This window comes from Ruegeria sp. HKCCD9138, assembly GCF_057220975.1.
The window spans coordinates 70,815-87,738 of the sequence record NZ_JBWVAZ010000004.1; the positions used below are offsets into that span (position 1 = coordinate 70,815).

At 59.2% G+C, this 16,924-nt stretch carries 19 protein-coding genes; 18 read left to right on the top strand and 1 reads right to left on the bottom strand.

The window, feature by feature from the left end; all coding sequences use genetic code 11:
• Positions 1-17: 17 nt before the first annotated feature.
• Both AC2TEL_RS08340 and AC2TEL_RS08345 read left to right on the top strand, forming a co-directional pair.
• Positions 18-1,208 carry a DegT/DnrJ/EryC1/StrS family aminotransferase gene (locus AC2TEL_RS08340; RefSeq protein WP_480843516.1) on the top strand — a complete coding sequence of 397 codons (1,191 nt, stop codon included), beginning with the start codon at positions 18-20 and terminating at the stop codon, positions 1,206-1,208.
• 167 nt (positions 1,209-1,375) lie between these two features.
• The gene (locus AC2TEL_RS08345) at positions 1,376-2,539 is read left to right on the top strand and encodes an isovaleryl-CoA dehydrogenase (protein WP_480903167.1); all 1,164 of its coding nucleotides are present in this window, start codon (positions 1,376-1,378) and stop codon (positions 2,537-2,539) included.
• Positions 2,540-2,590: 51 nt separating this feature from the next.
• Here AC2TEL_RS08345 and AC2TEL_RS08350 read toward each other — a convergent pair whose 3' ends face one another.
• Positions 2,591-3,196: an OmpW/AlkL family protein gene (locus AC2TEL_RS08350; RefSeq protein ID WP_480843672.1), complete on the bottom strand. Its 606-nt coding sequence runs from the start codon at positions 3,194-3,196 to the stop codon at positions 2,591-2,593.
• 136 nt (positions 3,197-3,332) lie between these two features.
• Here AC2TEL_RS08350 and AC2TEL_RS08355 point away from each other — a divergent pair, with 136 nt between their 5' ends.
• From AC2TEL_RS08355 to nuoF, 16 genes are all read left to right on the top strand, one after another.
• Positions 3,333-4,859 (top strand): AMP-binding protein, encoded by a 1,527-nt coding sequence (locus AC2TEL_RS08355; RefSeq protein WP_480843512.1) that lies wholly within the window; start codon positions 3,333-3,335, stop codon positions 4,857-4,859.
• The gene (locus AC2TEL_RS08360; protein ID WP_480903169.1) at positions 4,856-5,338 is read left to right on the top strand and encodes a DUF4365 domain-containing protein; all 483 of its coding nucleotides are present in this window, start codon (positions 4,856-4,858) and stop codon (positions 5,336-5,338) included. Before AC2TEL_RS08355 ends, AC2TEL_RS08360 begins: the two co-directional genes overlap by 4 nt.
• Before the next feature lies 1 nt (position 5,339).
• Positions 5,340-6,947, top strand: a complete 1,608-nt coding sequence (locus tag AC2TEL_RS08365; RefSeq protein WP_480843509.1) for a carboxyl transferase domain-containing protein — start codon at positions 5,340-5,342, stop codon at positions 6,945-6,947.
• A gap of 1 nt (position 6,948) precedes the next feature.
• Positions 6,949-7,374 (top strand): ASCH domain-containing protein, encoded by a 426-nt coding sequence (locus tag AC2TEL_RS08370; RefSeq protein WP_480843507.1) that lies wholly within the window; start codon positions 6,949-6,951, stop codon positions 7,372-7,374.
• Positions 7,375-7,380: 6 nt separating this feature from the next.
• Complete coding sequence (locus AC2TEL_RS08375) at positions 7,381-9,312, top strand: acetyl/propionyl/methylcrotonyl-CoA carboxylase subunit alpha (protein WP_480843506.1); 1,932 nt, start codon at positions 7,381-7,383, stop codon at positions 9,310-9,312.
• Positions 9,313-9,382: 70 nt separating this feature from the next.
• Positions 9,383-10,237, top strand: a complete 855-nt coding sequence (locus AC2TEL_RS08380) for a hydroxymethylglutaryl-CoA lyase (protein WP_480843505.1) — start codon at positions 9,383-9,385, stop codon at positions 10,235-10,237.
• A 9-nt stretch (positions 10,238-10,246) separates the two neighbouring features.
• Complete coding sequence (locus AC2TEL_RS08385) at positions 10,247-11,029, top strand: crotonase/enoyl-CoA hydratase family protein (RefSeq protein WP_480843503.1); 783 nt, start codon at positions 10,247-10,249, stop codon at positions 11,027-11,029.
• A gap of 193 nt (positions 11,030-11,222) precedes the next feature.
• The gene (locus tag AC2TEL_RS08390; RefSeq protein WP_480818527.1) at positions 11,223-11,588 is read left to right on the top strand and encodes an NADH-quinone oxidoreductase subunit A; all 366 of its coding nucleotides are present in this window, start codon (positions 11,223-11,225) and stop codon (positions 11,586-11,588) included.
• Entirely contained in the window at positions 11,579-12,112 is a 534-nt protein-coding gene (locus AC2TEL_RS08395) for a NuoB/complex I 20 kDa subunit family protein (RefSeq protein ID WP_037307875.1), read from the top strand. Before AC2TEL_RS08390 ends, AC2TEL_RS08395 begins: the two co-directional genes overlap by 10 nt.
• An 11-nt stretch (positions 12,113-12,123) precedes the next feature.
• Positions 12,124-12,726: an NADH-quinone oxidoreductase subunit C gene (locus tag AC2TEL_RS08400; RefSeq protein WP_480843501.1), complete on the top strand. Its 603-nt coding sequence runs from the start codon at positions 12,124-12,126 to the stop codon at positions 12,724-12,726.
• Positions 12,727-12,728: 2 nt separating this feature from the next.
• Positions 12,729-12,905: a hypothetical protein gene (locus AC2TEL_RS08405; RefSeq protein ID WP_480529897.1), complete on the top strand. Its 177-nt coding sequence runs from the start codon at positions 12,729-12,731 to the stop codon at positions 12,903-12,905.
• Positions 12,906-12,909: 4 nt separating this feature from the next.
• Positions 12,910-13,032 (top strand): hypothetical protein, encoded by a 123-nt coding sequence (locus AC2TEL_RS08410; protein WP_480713765.1) that lies wholly within the window; start codon positions 12,910-12,912, stop codon positions 13,030-13,032.
• Positions 13,032-14,255, top strand: a complete 1,224-nt coding sequence (locus AC2TEL_RS08415) for an NADH-quinone oxidoreductase subunit D (protein WP_480843498.1) — start codon at positions 13,032-13,034, stop codon at positions 14,253-14,255. The genes AC2TEL_RS08410 and AC2TEL_RS08415 overlap by 1 nt, the downstream gene beginning before the upstream one ends.
• A complete protein-coding gene (gene nuoE, locus AC2TEL_RS08420; RefSeq protein ID WP_480843496.1) occupies positions 14,255-15,355 on the top strand; it encodes an NADH-quinone oxidoreductase subunit NuoE in 1,101 nt (366 codons plus the stop codon). Before AC2TEL_RS08415 ends, nuoE begins: the two co-directional genes overlap by 1 nt.
• Before the next feature lie 32 nt (positions 15,356-15,387).
• Positions 15,388-15,609 (top strand): DUF5337 domain-containing protein, encoded by a 222-nt coding sequence (locus tag AC2TEL_RS08425; protein ID WP_480843495.1) that lies wholly within the window; start codon positions 15,388-15,390, stop codon positions 15,607-15,609.
• Between the two features lie 12 nt (positions 15,610-15,621).
• The gene (gene nuoF, locus AC2TEL_RS08430) at positions 15,622-16,920 is read left to right on the top strand and encodes an NADH-quinone oxidoreductase subunit NuoF (RefSeq protein ID WP_480843493.1); all 1,299 of its coding nucleotides are present in this window, start codon (positions 15,622-15,624) and stop codon (positions 16,918-16,920) included.
• The last annotated feature ends 4 nt before the right edge of the window (positions 16,921-16,924 follow it).

Here is a 16,924-nt window from a genome sequence, read left to right on the forward strand (position 1 = left end):
GGCTCCAAAACTACGCCATGACCGAGACATTCACGGGTAGCTTTACCCAGCAGGAACCCATCCCCGACGAGGCAATCGAAGCCGCTCTGGCCGTAATGCGCCATGGACGGTTGCATCGCTACAATGTGGCGCCGGGCGAATTGGGCGAAACGGCATTGCTGGAACAGGAATTTGCCGCGCAGATGGGCGCGAAATACTGTCTGGCAGTTGCTTCCGGGGGCTATGCATTGGCGACAGCTTTGCGGGCGGTTGGGGTGCAACCCGGCGATCCGGTTCTGACCAACGCGTTTACGCTTGCACCTGTTCCGGGGGCGATCGCCTCGATCGGGGCCAAGCCAATATTCGTTGGGGTCGCCGAGGACCTGACCATCGATCTGGACGATCTTGCGGCTAAACTGCATTCGGCGCGGGTCCTGATGCTCAGCCACATGCGCGGGCATTTGTGCGATATGGATCGGCTGATGCAGATCTGCAATGCGGCGGGCGTCGTCGTGATCGAGGATTGTGCGCACACGATGGGGGCTGCGTGGCGCGGGCAATTGTCGGGTCGGCAGGGGGCGATCGGGTGCTATTCCTGCCAGACCTACAAACATGTCAACTCGGGCGAGGGGGGGCTTCTGGTCACCGACGACGAGGAACTGGCCGCGAAAGCAACCATGCTGTCGGGGTCCTACATGCTGTATGAGCGTCACCTTGCGGCGCCTGGACCCGAGGTTTTCGAGCGGATCAAATATACCACTCCCAACGTTTCAGGTCGCATGGACAATCTGCGCGCAGCCATCCTGCGCCCGCAACTTCGAGATCTCGACCGGCAGGTTCGCCGCTGGAACGAACGCTATGTCGAAATCGAAAAAGGCTTGCGCGGCACGCCGGGTCTGACGATAGTCGAGCGCCCCGAGACCGAAACCTACGTCGGCTCGTCCATCCAGTTTTTGCTGCTGGACTGGCCCCCGGAACGTATCGCAGACGTGATCCGCCGCTGCGCGGCCCGCGGGGTTGAACTGAAATGGTTCGGCGGGGCCGAGCCGACCGGGTTCACCTCACGCTATGACAGCTGGCGGTATGCAGACAGCGAGCGGATGCCATCGAGCGACCGGGTGCTGGCAGGGATCATGGATATGCGGGTGCCGCTGACGTTTTCGCTGGAAGACTGTCAGGTGATCGCGCGCATCATTCGTGCGGAAGTGGGCACCGTCTACCAATCATAATCCAGCGGAGTGCGCCTGCGGCGCACGCTCTATTGTCTGAAATACCGTTCCGGGAGGAGCGGTATTTTTTTGTATTTGCCCCGTCCTCCACAAAGATTGACCGTTTGAGGATTCGCTGCTATTCAGTTATTGAACACTTGTTCATTAAAGTGCGAGGGAGAGCGCAAATGTTCATGGCGACGATGCAATTTGATCTGGGTGAGGACGTGAACGCCCTGCGCGAGATGGTTCATCGCTGGGCGCAGGAACGGGTCAAGCCGATGGCGGCCGAAATCGACTCTTCGAACGCTTTTCCCAACGAGTTGTGGAAGGAAATGGGCGACCTCGGCCTTTTGGGCATCACCGTGCCGGAAAAGTTCGGCGGCGCAGGTATGTCCTATCTGGCACATACGGTCGCCGTGGAAGAGGTGGCGCGGGCTTCGGCCTCGGTTTCATTGTCTTACGGGGCGCATTCGAATCTCTGCGTGAACCAGATCAAGTTGAACGGGAGTGACGAGCAAAAGCAGAAATACCTGCCGCGCCTGATCTCGGGTGAGCATGTGGGAGCGTTGGCCATGTCGGAACCATCGGCCGGTTCTGATGTCGTGTCGATGAAGCTGCGCGCTGAAAAGCGCAACGACCACTACAGGCTGAACGGCAACAAGTATTGGATCACCAATGGGCCGGATGCGGATACGCTGGTGGTTTATGCCAAGACCGACCCAGATGCTGGCTCGAAAGGGATCACCGCCTTCCTGATCGAGAAAGAGATGAAGGGCTTCTCGACTTCACCCCATTTCGACAAGTTGGGGATGCGCGGTTCCAACACGGCCGAACTGATATTTGAAGACGTCGAAGTCCCGTTCGAAAACGTGCTGGGCGAAGAAGGCAAGGGCGTTGCCGTTCTGATGTCGGGTCTGGACTATGAGCGCGTCGTGCTGGCGGGGATCGGCACCGGGATCATGGCAGCCTGTCTGGATGAGGTGATGCCATATCTGGCCGAGCGCAAACAGTTCGGCAAACCTATCGGAAGCTTTCAGCTGATGCAGGGCAAGATCGCGGACATGTACACGGCGATGAACTCGGCGCGGGCTTATGTCTACGAGGTCGCCAAGGCCTGTGATCGGGGGGATGTCACCCGTCAGGACGCAGCGGCGTGCTGTCTTTATGCGTCCGAGCAGGCGATGGTTCAGGCTCATCAGGCCGTTCAGGCGCTGGGCGGAGCAGGTTTCCTGTCCGACGCGCCGGTCAGCCGTATCTTCCGGGATGCCAAGCTCATGGAAATAGGTGCAGGCACCAGCGAGATCCGCCGGATGCTGATCGGTCGGGAAATGATGAACGAAATGCGCTGAGAAAAGAACGCCCCGCAGACGATGGTGCTGCGAGGCGTTTCGATCAAGGGATCAGAAGCGATGAACGTAGGATACGCCGACCAGCCACGGATCGATCTCGGCCTTGCCGATGTTTGCGCCGTTCAGCGTGACATCCGAGTCGATGTCGAACCAGCGCACGTTCAGACGCACGGCACCTTTTTCGGTGACCATATAGTCCAGACCGGCTTGCAGCGAGACGCCAAAGGAATCATCAACCTTCAGATCGCCCAGAGGGGACTGTTCGTCAAAGAAGATCGTGTAGTTCAGGCCGGCGCCGACATAGGGTTTCCACGCACTGTTGGTCGGGAAGTGATAGTTCAGCGACAAGGTCGGCGGCAAATGCTTGACACTGCCCGCGTCGATGCTGCCACCAAGTGTGATGTCATGCTTGAAAGGGGTCGCGGCCAGCAGCTCGATCCCCAGGTTGTCGCGGATGAAATACTCGGCGGTGAAGATCGGCCGGGTGTCCGAGTCGATGGTCGCGTTGGCGCCTGCCAAAGTGCCGTTGTCGGATTTCGGGTCCAGGTAACCGACACCGATGCCGAGCGTCCAGTCACCCTGCGACTGGGCCAGCGCCGGCGCGGCGACTGCGACAAGAGCGGTGGAAAGTGTCAAAGCGGCGAGTTTTTTGGTCATATTCATGCCTTTGCTTCTGTTGATATGGACCTTTTGACCGTCATCGCTCCAGCCAACTCTGATCTGCATCAAAAAACGTTGAAATCCGAGCCACCCAATCCTGTTCAAATTGGCTTAAAAACAAGGGGTTGGGGGCATGATGCGCACTGAACGCATACCCGGTTTGCTCGGCACGGGTGGCTGGGATGTGCCGGTACAGCTGAACATGGCGCGCCAGTGCCTGAACCAACCTGCCGAACAAGTGGCTCTGATCGACCTCACGTCGGAGGAAAACCGGCGTATCACTTATGGTCAGTTGGGCCGGATGACTGACGGAATCGCGCGGGCGCTTTTGGCAAGGGCGCGGCGCGGCGATCGCGTGGGTGTGTTGCTCAGCCAGTCGCCGTGGTGTGCCGCGGCCCATTTGGCGATCTGGAAGATCGGGGCAATCTCGGTCCCGTTATTCAAGTTGTTCAAGCACGACGCCCTGGCCTCGCGTGTTGGGGATTCCGGTGCGCAAATTGTTTTGACGGATGGCGAGGGCGCTGCTTTGCTGGGCGATCTGGCGGACCCTCTGTTGGTTGATCAAATCGCAGAGGCCACAGACACAATCCCATACGCCGATACAGGGCCAGAGGATCCGGCCGTGCTGATCTACACCTCGGGCACAACGGGCAGCCCCAAGGGGGCGCTGCACGGGCACCGGGTTCTGACCGGTCACTTGCCGGGCGTGTCCATCAGCCACAATCACCTACGTGAGGGCGATTGCCTTTGGACGCCGGCGGACTGGGCCTGGATCGGCGGGCTGTTCGACGTGCTGATGCCCGGGCTGGCGCTGGGCATTCCGGTCGTCGCCGCCCGGCTCGAGAAGTTTTCGCCCGATACCTGTGCCGACGTGATCCGACGCGGCGGGGTGCGCAACGTTTTTTTTCCTCCGACAGCGCTGCGCATGCTCAAGGCGGCGGATCAGACGATACCGGGGTTGCGCTCGGTCGCATCGGGTGGTGAGCCGCTTGGGGCCGAGATGCTGGCCTGGGGACGGCAGGCGTTTGGCCTGACCATCAACGAATTCTACGGCCAGACCGAATGCAATATGGTCGTCTCATCCTGTACCGAGGATTTTCCGGTGCGCCCCGGCTGTATCGGCAAACCCGTTCCGGGCCACGAGGTTGCTGTGATCGATGAAGACGGCGCGCCAACGACAGACGAGGGCGATGTGGCCATCCGGCGCGGCTCGGCTTCGATGTTGCTGGAATACTGGAACCGGCCCGAGGCGACAGCCGGGAAATTTCGCGGTGACTGGCTGATCACCGGGGACCGAGGCGTATGGGAGGGGGACTATCTGCGGTTTGTGGGTCGTGATGATGACGTGATCACCTCGGCCGGTTATCGCATTGGCCCGGCAGAGATCGAGGATTGCCTGCTGACCCACCCGGCGGTGGCGACGGTGGGCGTGGTTGGCAAGCCTGACCCGCTGCGGACCGAGATCGTCAAGGCTTACGTGGTTCTGAAGCCGGGAGCGCAGGCTTCTGGTCAGGAGTTGCAGGATTGGGTCAAGGACCGCCTGGCGCAGTATTCCTATCCGCGCGAGGTGGCGTTTCTGGAGGAACTGCCGATGACGGTTACGGGGAAGGTGATCCGCAAGGAATTGAAGGCGCGGGCGGCAGAGGAGAGACCGTCATGAGTTTTCGAAACTCCGCGTCATTTGGAAAGCGAATTGAGTACTGGGTAATCGGCCTGTTGCTAAAGGATGGTTTCGACGTTTTCGTCCCGCTTGTGGATGACGATGGGATTGACGCGATCATCAGAGGCAAGGAAGGGCAAAAACTCGACTTGCAAATCAAAGCGCGGTCAAAACAAGTGAAATTTGGATCCTCCGCACTTTTTGGTGTGGGGCAGTCGCATCCGGTTGAGCGCCAAGGATACTACTTTCTGTTCTATTCTGAACGCCTCGATGAAACGTGGCTCATGACATCGACCGACTTCATAGAGAATTGCGTGACTACATCTTCAGGCAAGAAGGCGGGGCATCGAAGTATTTGGATGAATGGGCGGTCCAGAGTCAGAAACGAGGAATTCCCAAACCCAAGATTCGATGCCTGGCGAATTACCAAACAGGGCCAACACGATTTTTCGCAGCTAAGAATAGCGCTGGGAGAGTAAAATGAAACTCACATCCAAAGCCATGCCCGCCTCAGAGGGCTTCAAGGCAAACCGCACGGCTCATCTCGATGCGCTGGCGCAAATCTCTGCCGCTGCCGAAGCGGCCCGCATGGGCGGGGGCGAAAAATCCCGCGCGCGGCATGAATCACGGGGCAAGATGCTGCCTCGTCGGCGGGTGGCGAACCTGCTGGATCCGGGATCTCCGTTCCTCGAAATCGGGGCGACAGCGGCTCATGGGATGTATGGCGATGCCGCGCCTTGTGCCGGGGTGATCGCGGGCATTGGCCGCGTACAGGGGCGCGAAGTCATGGTGCTGTGCAACGATGCCACCGTGAAGGGCGGCACGTATTATCCCATGACCGTCAAGAAACACCTGCGCGCACAGGAGATTGCCGAGGAAAATCATCTGCCCTGCATCTATCTGGTTGACAGCGGCGGCGCGAACCTGCCCAATCAGGATGAGGTCTTTCCCGACCGCGATCACTTTGGCCGCATATTCTACAATCAGGCGCGGATGAGCGCGAAGGGTATCCCTCAGATCGCTGTGGTGATGGGGTCGTGCACGGCTGGAGGGGCCTATGTTCCTGCGATGTCGGATGTGACGATCATCGTCAGGGAACAGGGCACGATTTTTCTGGCCGGTCCACCTTTGGTCAAGGCCGCGACCGGTGAAGTCGTCAGCGCCGAGGATCTGGGCGGCGGCGACGTCCATACCCGCCTGTCCGGTGTGGCGGATTATCTGGCCGAGGATGACGCCCACGCGCTGGCATTGGCCCGTCGTGCGGTTGGCTCGCTGGGCGGCGCTGCGCTGAAGCCCGCGCTTCAGTTCGAAACGCCCGAAGATCCCGCTTATGACCCCGAGGAAATTCTGGGCGTCGTCCCGGCCGATTTGCGCACGCCTTATGACATTCGCGAGGTCATCGCACGGCTTGTCGATGGCTCACGCTTTGATGAATTCAAGCCGCGCTTTGGTGAAACTCTGGTGACCGGGTTTGCCCATGTCAAAGGTTGTCCGGTGGGGATTATCGCCAACAATGGCGTGCTGTTTTCCGAAGCCGCGCAGAAGGGCGCGCATTTTGTCGAGCTGTGTTCGCAGCGCAAAACGCCGCTGGTGTTCCTTCAGAACATCACCGGCTTTATGGTTGGCCGCAAATACGAAAACGAGGGCATCGCGCGGCACGGGGCCAAAATGGTGACGGCGGTCGCAACGACCTCGGTGCCCAAAATCACGATGCTGGTCGGCGGGTCCTTCGGTGCCGGGAACTATGGCATGGCGGGACGGGCCTATCAGCCGCGTTTCCTGTGGACCTGGCCAAACTCGCGCATCTCAGTGATGGGCGGTGAGCAGGCCGCCGGCGTTTTGGCCACCGTCAAACGCGATGGCATCGAGCGGCAGGGCGGCACTTGGTCCGTCGAGGAAGAAGCTGAGTTCAAACGCCCGACGCTGGAGATGTTCGAGGAACAGTCGCACCCCCTCTATGCATCCGCCCGCCTTTGGGACGACGGCATCATCGACCCGCGCAAAAGCCGCGACGTACTGGCCCTGTCGCTAAGCGCGGCGTTGAACGCCCCGATCGAGGAGACACGTTTCGGCGTGTTCAGGATGTGAGATGAGCAAAATGTTGGAAAGGGTGAAGGCCCGTTATCCCAACGCGCAAACGTTCAAGTTTGGTGACAGTCGGGTTTTGTGTGACGAGTTGTTGGCGCTGGTGCGTTCTGGTGCCAAAACGGCAACCTGCGGTGCGCTCAGGGACTATCCCGAAGGTAGCGCGGAAATGCCGGAGCCGGGCCGTCGTGACATTGCGCTGGATTGGGACGACAACCCGGCGCTTGTTATCGAAACGACCGAAATCACGATCCGCCAGTTTTGTGACGTTACCGAAGATTTTGCGTTGGCCGAAGGCGAAAACCAAACATTGCAAGGCTGGCGTGAAGGACACCGTCGCTATTTCGAGCGAAATGGCGGGTTTGATCCAGAAATGGAGCTTGTGTGCGAGCGTTTCTGCGTAGTTGAAGATTTGGCAAGGGAAGGGTGACCGCCAATGTTCAATAAAATCCTGATTGCCAACCGTGGTGAGATCGCCTGTCGGGTTATGGAAACCGCTCAGTCAATGGGCGTCTCCTGCGTGGCCGTTTACTCGGGCGCGGATGCAACGGCCAAACATGTTCAAATGGCCGATGAAGCGGTGCACATCGGCGGTGCGGCCCCTGCGGAAAGTTATCTGAAGGGCGACGTGATTATCGAAGCCGCGCTCCTCACCGGCGCGCAGGCGATCCATCCCGGCTATGGCTTTCTGTCCGAGAATCCGGATTTCGTGGATGCGGTTGAGGCCGCCGGTCTGACCTTCATCGGCCCTTCAGCAGAAGCGATCCGCAAGATGGGCCTAAAAGACGCCGCCAAAGTTCTGATGGAACAGGCGGGCGTGCCCGTTGTGCCCGGATACCATGGCGACAATCAGGACCCCGAGCATCTGTCGGGTGCGGCGGATGCAATCGGGTACCCTGTTCTGATCAAAGCGGTCGCAGGCGGCGGCGGCAAGGGCATGCGGCTGGTTGAACGACCGGAAGACTTCACAGCAGCATTGGACAGCGCCCGCGGCGAGGCGCGGACAGCCTTTGGCAACGACGCCGTGTTGGTTGAGAAGTTCGTCGCTAAACCCCGACATATCGAAGTGCAGGTCTTTGGCGACGGCACCCATGCGGTGCATCTGTTCGAACGCGACTGTTCGTTGCAGCGTCGGCATCAGAAAGTAATCGAAGAAGCCCCGGCACCAGGTATGACGCCCGAGATGCGTGAAGCGATGGGGCAAGCCGGTGTACGTGCCGCCGAGGCCATTGGCTACAAGGGTGCCGGCACGGTTGAATTCATCGTCGATGCCTCGGACGGGCTGCGGCCTGACCGGTTCTGGTTCATGGAAATGAACACGCGTTTGCAAGTAGAGCACCCCGTGACCGAGGCGATCACCGGCGTTGATCTGGTCGAATGGCAGTTGCGCGTAGCGTCCGGGGAAAGCCTGCCAAAACAACAGGACGACCTCTCAATCCAAGGTCACGCCTTCGAAGCCCGGCTCTATGCCGAAGACGTGCCCAAAGGGTTCTTGCCTGCGACTGGTACGCTGACTCACCTGCGGTTTCCGCAAGGTTGTCGCGCTGAAAGCGGTGTTCGCGCCGGGGACACGATCAGCCCTTGGTACGATCCGATGATCGCCAAGGTCATCGTATACGGACCGACGCGCGCTGTTGCGCTGGAAAAACTGAACCGTGTATTGCGGCAGACTGAAGTTGCGGGAACCGTCACAAACCTGGCGTTCCTCGGCGCGCTTACGCGACACGCGGGATTCGCAGCGGGCGATGTGGATACCGGGCTGATCGGAAGGGATCTGGATGGGCTGGTTGAAGAACCTTTGCAGTCATTGACGGCCTGTGTGGCCGCGGCGATGACGGCTTTGGGGCTTGTGGAATGCAATGAAGAGACAGGGTTTTCCTTATGGGCCCCTTTGCATCGCGCCGTTCAGTTGAAAAGGGACGTCGATATCATCGATCTTGACGTTCAGGTCGACGGACCCAACCGTCAAATCTGGCAAATCGGTACCGAAATGGTGCTTGCCGAGCGCCAAAACGCGCGCTGGACGATTGCCGGACAACCCATGCCGCAGGTTTCGATAAGTGGCGCCGAAATCACCGTTTTCGAAGCCTATGGATTGTCGTTCGAAGTCATTGACCCGCTCGACAGAGACGCCAGTGCAGCTGGTGATACCAATGTGATCGAAGCCCCCATGCCCGGTCTGGTCAAGGCCGTCTTCGCCTTGGCTGGGCAGGCAGTGCAGGAAGGTGATCGGCTGGCCATTCTGGAGGCGATGAAGATGGAGCATTCCCTGCTTGCCGCCCGCGATGGGGTGGTCGCTGAAGTGCTTGCCGAGGCCGGCGCGCAGGTTGAGGCTGGCGCGGCTCTGGTTCGACTGGAAGACGAGTGATCTGTTCCGGCTATATCACCCGTGGCACAGTCGAGCCATCGGTGGCTTAGAAACTAGGAGAAGCACAGAAATGGATGAACGGGTCGAGATTTTCGAAGTTGGTCCGCGCGACGGATTGCAGAACGAACAGCGTGAAATCCCTGTGGCCGAGAAAGTCGCGCTTGTGGACTGCCTCAGCCGCGCCGGGTTCAACCGGATCGAGGTTGCGAGTTTCGTGTCTCCGAAATGGGTGCCGCAGATGGCCGGCAGCGCCGACGTTTTGGCTGGTATCACGCGAGCGGAAAACGTGCGCTACGCCGCGCTGACGCCGAATATGCGCGGATATGAGGATGCTCTGGCCGCCAAAGCGGATGAAATCGCGGTGTTCGCGTCAGCGTCCGAAGGGTTCTCCAAGGCCAATATCAACGCCACCATCGCCGAATCCATCGAGCGGTTCACTCCGATCCTCGAAGCGGCTCGACACATCGACTTGCCCGTCAGGGGCTACGTGTCTTGTGTCACTGATTGCCCCTATGACGGACCTACTCCGCCTGAAAAGGTGGCCGAGGTGGCGGATCGGCTGTTCGCGCTCGGTTGCTACGAAGTCTCGCTGGGCGATACGATCGGGCAGGGCACACCGGACAAGGTTGCCCATATGCTGCTGGCCGTGCGTGAGCGGGTGCCTGTGACCCGGTTGGCGGGGCATTTCCACGACACGAATGGTCGTGCCATCGACAATATCGATGCCGCGCTGTCGTTGGGCGTGCGGGTTTTCGACGCAGCTGTGGGCGGGCTGGGCGGTTGCCCTTACGCCCCCGGTGCCTCGGGAAACGTGGCGACAGAAGCCGTCGTTGCGCATTTAGAGCGGCTGGGATACCGGACGGGACTGGAAATGACGGTTCTGGACCAAGCCGCGCAGATAGCGCGCGCCATGCGCAAGGGTTGAGGAGCAGATATGTTCGAAACAATCTCATTGACCGCCGATAGCCGTGGCGTTGCGACACTGACATTGAACCGTCCGGACAAACACAACGCGATGTCCGCGCAAATGATAGCCGAGTTGACCCAGGCTGCTGGTCAATTGGGGGCGGATGACACCGTGCGCGTGGTCGTTCTGGCAAGCACGGGCAAAAGCTTCTGTGCGGGTGGCGATTTGGGCTGGATGCAGGACCAGATGGCTGCAGATCCAGCCACGCGATTTGTCGAAGCGCGAAAACTGGCGGAAATGCTGAGCGCATTGAATACGCTGTCCAAACCTTTGATCGGAGCACTGCAAGGCAACGCTTTTGGCGGCGGCGTGGGGCTTGCCGCAGTCTGCGACGTGGCAATAGGTGTCGAGACCTTAAAAATGGGCCTGACCGAAACGCGTCTGGGGCTGATCCCGGCGACCATTGGCCCTTATGTCATTGTCCGTATGGGCGAAGCGCGCGCGCGACGCGTGTTCATGTCGGCCCGGTTGTTTGACGCGTCTGAGGCGGTGGATCTCGGACTTCTGGCGCGGGTGGTCCCGGTCACAGATTTGCAGAGCGCGGTCGAGGCGGAGGTTTCCCCTTATTTGTCCTGCGCACCCGGTGCCGTGGCCTCTGCCAAAAAGCTGGTGCGGACACTGGGACCGCGCATTGACGATGACATGATCGACCACACGATCCAAGCTCTTGTCGAGCGCTGGGAAACCGAGGAAGCGCAAGAGGGAATCGGAGCTTTCTTCGACAAACGAAAACCTGCATGGAATAGTTAGGTTTAACGCCTATTTCATTGACCGGGGATTCGCGAAAACTGCGGCTTATTAACAATCAATGGCAAGCCCAGAATTAGCCCCCTGCGCGTTTCTGTTCGGTTGACCCTCTGACCCCGCGCGGATAGAGAATGTCCAGTCAACACGCCAATTGACGGCGCACCCTTTCGGGGCATGCGCAGGAAAGGAGCTATTCGTGGAAGACCTGTTGCGGGAGTATCTCCCGATCCTGGTGTTTCTGGCCGTTGCTATAGGCCTTGGAATCGTCTTGATTCTTGCGGCTGTTGTACTGGCCGTCCGCAATCCGGACCCCGAAAAAGTCAGCGCATATGAATGTGGTTTCAACGCTTTCGACGATGCGCGGATGAAATTTGACGTCCGATTCTATTTGGTTTCGATTCTTTTCATCATATTCGATCTGGAAATCGCATTCCTGTTCCCGTGGGCCGTGGGCTTCCGGGACATAAGTGATGTTGGTTTCTGGTCCATGATGGTGTTCCTGGCGGTGCTGACCATCGGCTTTGCCTATGAATGGAAGAAGGGGGCCCTGGAATGGGAGTGATGACGGGCGCAAACACCGCCGGCGTCGACAAGGAAGTCGCCACCCAGGCCCTGAACGCCGAGCTGCAGGACAAAGGGTTTCTGCTCACCTCGACTGAGGACATCATCAACTGGGCTCGAACCGGATCACTGCACTGGATGACTTTCGGTCTGGCCTGCTGCGCGGTCGAGATGATGCACACCTCGATGCCGCGTTATGATGCGGAACGGTTCGGCATCGCCCCGCGCGCCTCCCCACGTCAGTCCGACGTAATGATCGTGGCCGGGACACTGACCAACAAGATGGCCCCGGCGCTGCGCAAGGTTTATGATCAGATGCCAGAGCCGCGCTACGTTATCTCGATGGGGTCCTGCGCAAATGGCGGTGGCTATTACCACTATTCCTATTCCGTCGTGCGTGGCTGTGACCGGATCGTTCCGGTGGACATTTATGTACCCGGCTGCCCCCCGACCGCCGAGGCATTGCTGTATGGTCTGATGCAGCTGCAACGCAAAATTCGCCGCACCGGCACTATCGTACGCTGAGGAGAGAGCTGATGAGCGAAGCACTCAAAGAACTCGGCGCGCAGCTTGAACTGAAACGGGCCGATTGTGTTCTGTCGTGGGATGTGACCCATGGTGAACTGAACATAGATGTGGCTCCTTCGAACCTTGTTGAATTCGTTGAGTTTCTCCGATCGGACCAGAATTGCAAATTCTCGACCTTGGTTGACATCACCGGCGTCGACTATCCCGAACGGGCCAAGCGGTTCGATGTGGTCTACCACTTCCTGTCGATGTACCAGAACCAGCGCATCCGCCTGCGGGTGTCGATCCGCGAAGAAGACATGGTCCCCTCGATCGTGGATGTACATCCCTCGGCCAACTGGTTCGAGCGTGAGGTGTTCGACATGTTCGGGATTCTATTCTCGGGCCATCCGGACCTGCGGCGCATTCTCACGGATTATGGGTTCCGCGGCTATCCGTTGCGCAAGGATTTCCCGACCACCGGCTATACCGAGGTTCGCTATGACGAGGCGCAAAAGCGCGTGGTCTACGAGCCCGTCTCGCTGGTGCAGGAATACCGTCAATTCGATTTCATGTCTCCGTGGGAAGGTGCGAACTACATTCTGCCAGGGGATGAGAAACAGGAGACCTAATCATGTTCGAGTTCCTGATCTGGATAATTCTGGTCGTTGCAACAGTCGTTCCGATGATCAAGCTGCTGCCGCATTTCGGGATCAACAAGAACTGGGCGTTTGCATGCATCATCTCTCCGGTCGTGATTGTCCTGCTGTGGATGATGGCCATGAAACTGCAAGAGATGGAGCGACGCTGACATGATGGGCGAACTGATCGTTTTGGGCGCATTGGGCGTCTTGCTTGCAGGGGCTGCTGCCAAAGCGGCCGAAGCCGAAAAGGTCCGGGTGCGGGCCGAGGCGAAAAAGAAGAAACGAGGGCGTTGATGGACGGCTCAAGATACGATGACGGCAGCACGGACGCGCTGAGCGGAGAACAGAAGATCCGCAATTTCAACATTAACTTCGGTCCGCAACACCCTGCGGCGCACGGGGTTTTGCGTCTTGTGCTCGAACTCGACGGCGAGATCGTCGAACGGTGCGACCCGCATATCGGCCTGCTACACCGCGGCACCGAAAAGCTGATGGAAAGCCGCACGTATCTGCAGAACCTGCCGTATTTCGACCGCCTGGACTATGTGGCACCGATGAACCAGGAACACGCCTGGTGTCTGGCCATCGAAAAACTGACCGGGGTCGAGGTGCCGCGCCGGGGTTCGCTGATCCGGGTTCTGTATTCCGAGATCGGGCGCGTCCTGAACCACCTTCTGAACGTGACCACTCAGGCGATGGACGTGGGTGCTCTGACCCCGCCGCTCTGGGGTTTTGAAGAGCGTGAAAAGCTGATGGTGTTCTACGAGCGTGCCTGCGGTGCACGTCTACACGCGGCCTATTTCCGCCCCGGCGGTGTGCATCAGGACCTGCCGCCGGAACTGCTGGACGATATCGAGGCCTGGAGCCACGAGTTCCCCGCCGTACTGGACGACATTGACGGTCTGCTGACCGAAAACCGCATCTTCAAACAGCGCAATGCCGATATTGGCGTCGTGACCGAAGATGACATCCAGAAATACGGATTCTCGGGCGTAATGGTGCGCGGATCGGGTCTGGCTTGGGACCTGCGTCGCGCGCAGCCCTATGAATGCTACGACGAGTTTGAATTCCAGATCCCCGTCGGCAAGAACGGCGACTGCTATGATCGTTACCTTGTCCGCATGGAAGAAATGCGTCAGTCGCTGTCGATCATCCAGCAAGCCATCGCCAAGATTCGCGATTGCCCGGGTGATGTTCTGGCGCGCGGCAAGATTACCCCGCCGAAACGCTCGGACATGAAGACCTCGATGGAAAGCTTGATCCACCACTTCAAGCTTTACACCGAAGGCTTCCACGTCCCCGCCGGCGAGGTCTATGCCGCCGTCGAGGCGCCCAAGGGCGAATTTGGCGTCTATCTGGTCGCCGACGGCACCAACAAACCCTACCGTGCCAAACTGCGCGCGCCGGGCTTCCTGCATCTGCAAGCCATGGACCACGTTGCCAAGGGCCACCAACTGGCCGACGTAGCCGCCATCATCGGCACCATGGACGTCGTATTTGGAGAGATTGACCGCTAATGCTCCGCCGTCTTCATCCCGAACAACCCGAAAGCTTTGCCTTCACCGCTGCCAACCAGCAATGGGCCGAAGCACAGATCACCAAATACCCCGAAGGGCGTCAGGCCAGCGCGGTCATTCCGCTGTTGTGGCGCGCGCAGGAGCAGGAGGGCTGGCTGAGCCGCCCGGCGATTGAATTGGTCGCCGACATGCTGGGCATGGCCTATATCCGCGTGCTTGAGGTTGCGTCGTTCTACTTCATGTTCCAACTGCAACCGGTTGGCTCGGTGGCGCATATTCAAGTCTGTGGCACCACGTCCTGCATGATCTGCGGGGCCGAGGATCTGATAGCCGTCTGCAAGGAAAAGATCGCCGCAAAGCCGCATGAACTGTCCGCCGATGGCAAGCTGAGCTGGGAAGAGGTAGAATGCCTCGGGTCCTGCACCAACGCGCCGATGGCGCAAATCGGCAAGGACTACTACGAAGATCTGACGGCCGAAAGTTTCAGTAAAATCATCGACGATCTGGCCGCTGGCAAGGTACCTACGCCGGGTCCACAAAACGGGCGTTATGCGGCAGAACCACTGAGCGGTCTTAGCAGCCTGAATGAATATGAAGCGGGCAAACCTCAGTACAATGCCAGCGTCGAGTTGGCCGTCGATTTGGGCGATACGGTCAAACGCATCGACGGGACAGAGGTTCCGATCCTGACCCCTTGGCTGGGTAAGGACGGCAAGGCTGCATCGACCAAGGCTGCGCCAAAGCCGCCAAAAGCACCGAAACCGGCCAAGCCTGCGGTGAAGCAGGCTGAGGAAGCCAAGGCCGACAAGGAAGATCAGCCTGAAACGCTGACTGCGGCGCGCGATGGTAAGGCGGATGACCTCAAATTGCTGAAAGGCGTGGGCCCGAAACTCGAGCAAACGCTGAACGAACTGGGCTTCTATCACTACGACCAGATCGCAGCTTGGACACCGGAACAGGTGGCCTGGGTCGATGCGCGGCTGAAATTCAAAGGCCGGATCGAGCGTGACGGCTGGATCGAACAGGCGGCCAAACTTGCGGCGGGTGAGGAAACCGAATTCGCCAAACGTGCCAAGGAAGACGGCACTTACGAAGACTAAACGACGGTGCCCATCCGGGGCATCGAGGTGAGATGGACAAAGACAAGGAACAGGCCATAGCCCGCAAGGGTCGACATATCGGCATTGTCATCGCTGTGACCATGCTGCTGTGGCTTGCCATGACGCTGTTCATCGGACCCGCGCTGGGAATGCCGGGGCGCTATGCGCTGCTTTTTGATCTCGCTGCGTTGGCGGGATTCATTTATGCGGGCGTTAACATTTTTCAACTCTGGCGCATGCGTCAGGACAGCTGAAGGTAATATACGATGCTGAAGGATCAGGACCGGATCTTTACCAACATCTACGGGATGCATGAGCGTACGCTGAAAGGCGCGCAAGCCCGCGGGCATTGGGACGGCACTGCTGGCCTGATTGAGAAGGGGCGCGACTGGATCATCCAGACGATGAAGGACTCGGGGCTGCGTGGGCGCGGTGGTGCGGGCTTCCCCACCGGTCTGAAATGGTCGTTCATGCCCAAGGAAAGCGACGGTCGTCCGGCTTATCTGGTTGTGAACGCCGACGAATCCGAGCCCGGCACCTGTAAAGACCGCGAGATTATGCGCCATGATCCGCATACGCTGATCGAAGGCTGCCTGATCGCGTCCTTCGCGATGAATGCGCATACGTGTTACATTTACCTGCGCGGCGAATATATCCGCGAGCGTGAGGCGCTGCAGGCGGCGATTGACGAAGCCTATGACGCGGGTCTACTGGGCAAGAACGCTGCCGGTTCGGGTTGGGATTTCGATTTGTTCCTGCATCACGGGGCCGGGGCCTATATCTGCGGCGAGGAAACCGCTCTGCTGGAAAGCCTTGAGGGCAAGAAGGGCATGCCGCGGATGAAACCTCCGTTCCCGGCGGGCGCGGGATTGTATGGTTGTCCGACCACGGTAAACAACGTGGAATCCATTGCCGTTGTGCCGACTATCCTGCGCCGGGGCGCGGATTGGTTCGCGGGTTTTGGTCGTCAGAACAACGCGGGCACCAAGCTGTTTGCGATCTCGGGCCACGTGAACAACCCGTGTGTCGTTGAAGAGGCGATGTCGATCCCCTTTGAAGAACTAATCGAGACCCACTGCGGCGGCATTCGCGGTGGTTGGGACAATCTGCTGGCGGTCATCCCCGGCGGGTCATCAGTGCCTTGTGTTCGCGGCGAGCATATGCGTGACGCGATTATGGATTTTGACCACCTGCGCAACGATCTGGGGTCGGGCCTCGGCACGGCTGCAGTTATCGTAATGGACAAGTCCACCGACATAATCAAAGCGATTTGGCGCCTGTCGAAATTCTACAAGCACGAAAGTTGCGGTCAGTGCACGCCGTGCCGTGAGGGCACAGGCTGGATGATGCGTGTCATGGACCGTCTGGTGCGGGGAGAGGCCGAGTTGGAAGAGATCGACATGCTGTTCGACGTAACCAAGCAGGTCGAAGGTCACACGATCTGCGCCCTGGGTGATGCGGCTGCATGGCCGATCCAGGGCCTGATCCGTAATTTCCGGGAAGAGATCGAGGACCGCATCAAGGCTCAGAAGTCGGGCCGTATGGGTGCGATGGCAGCGGAGTAAGCCC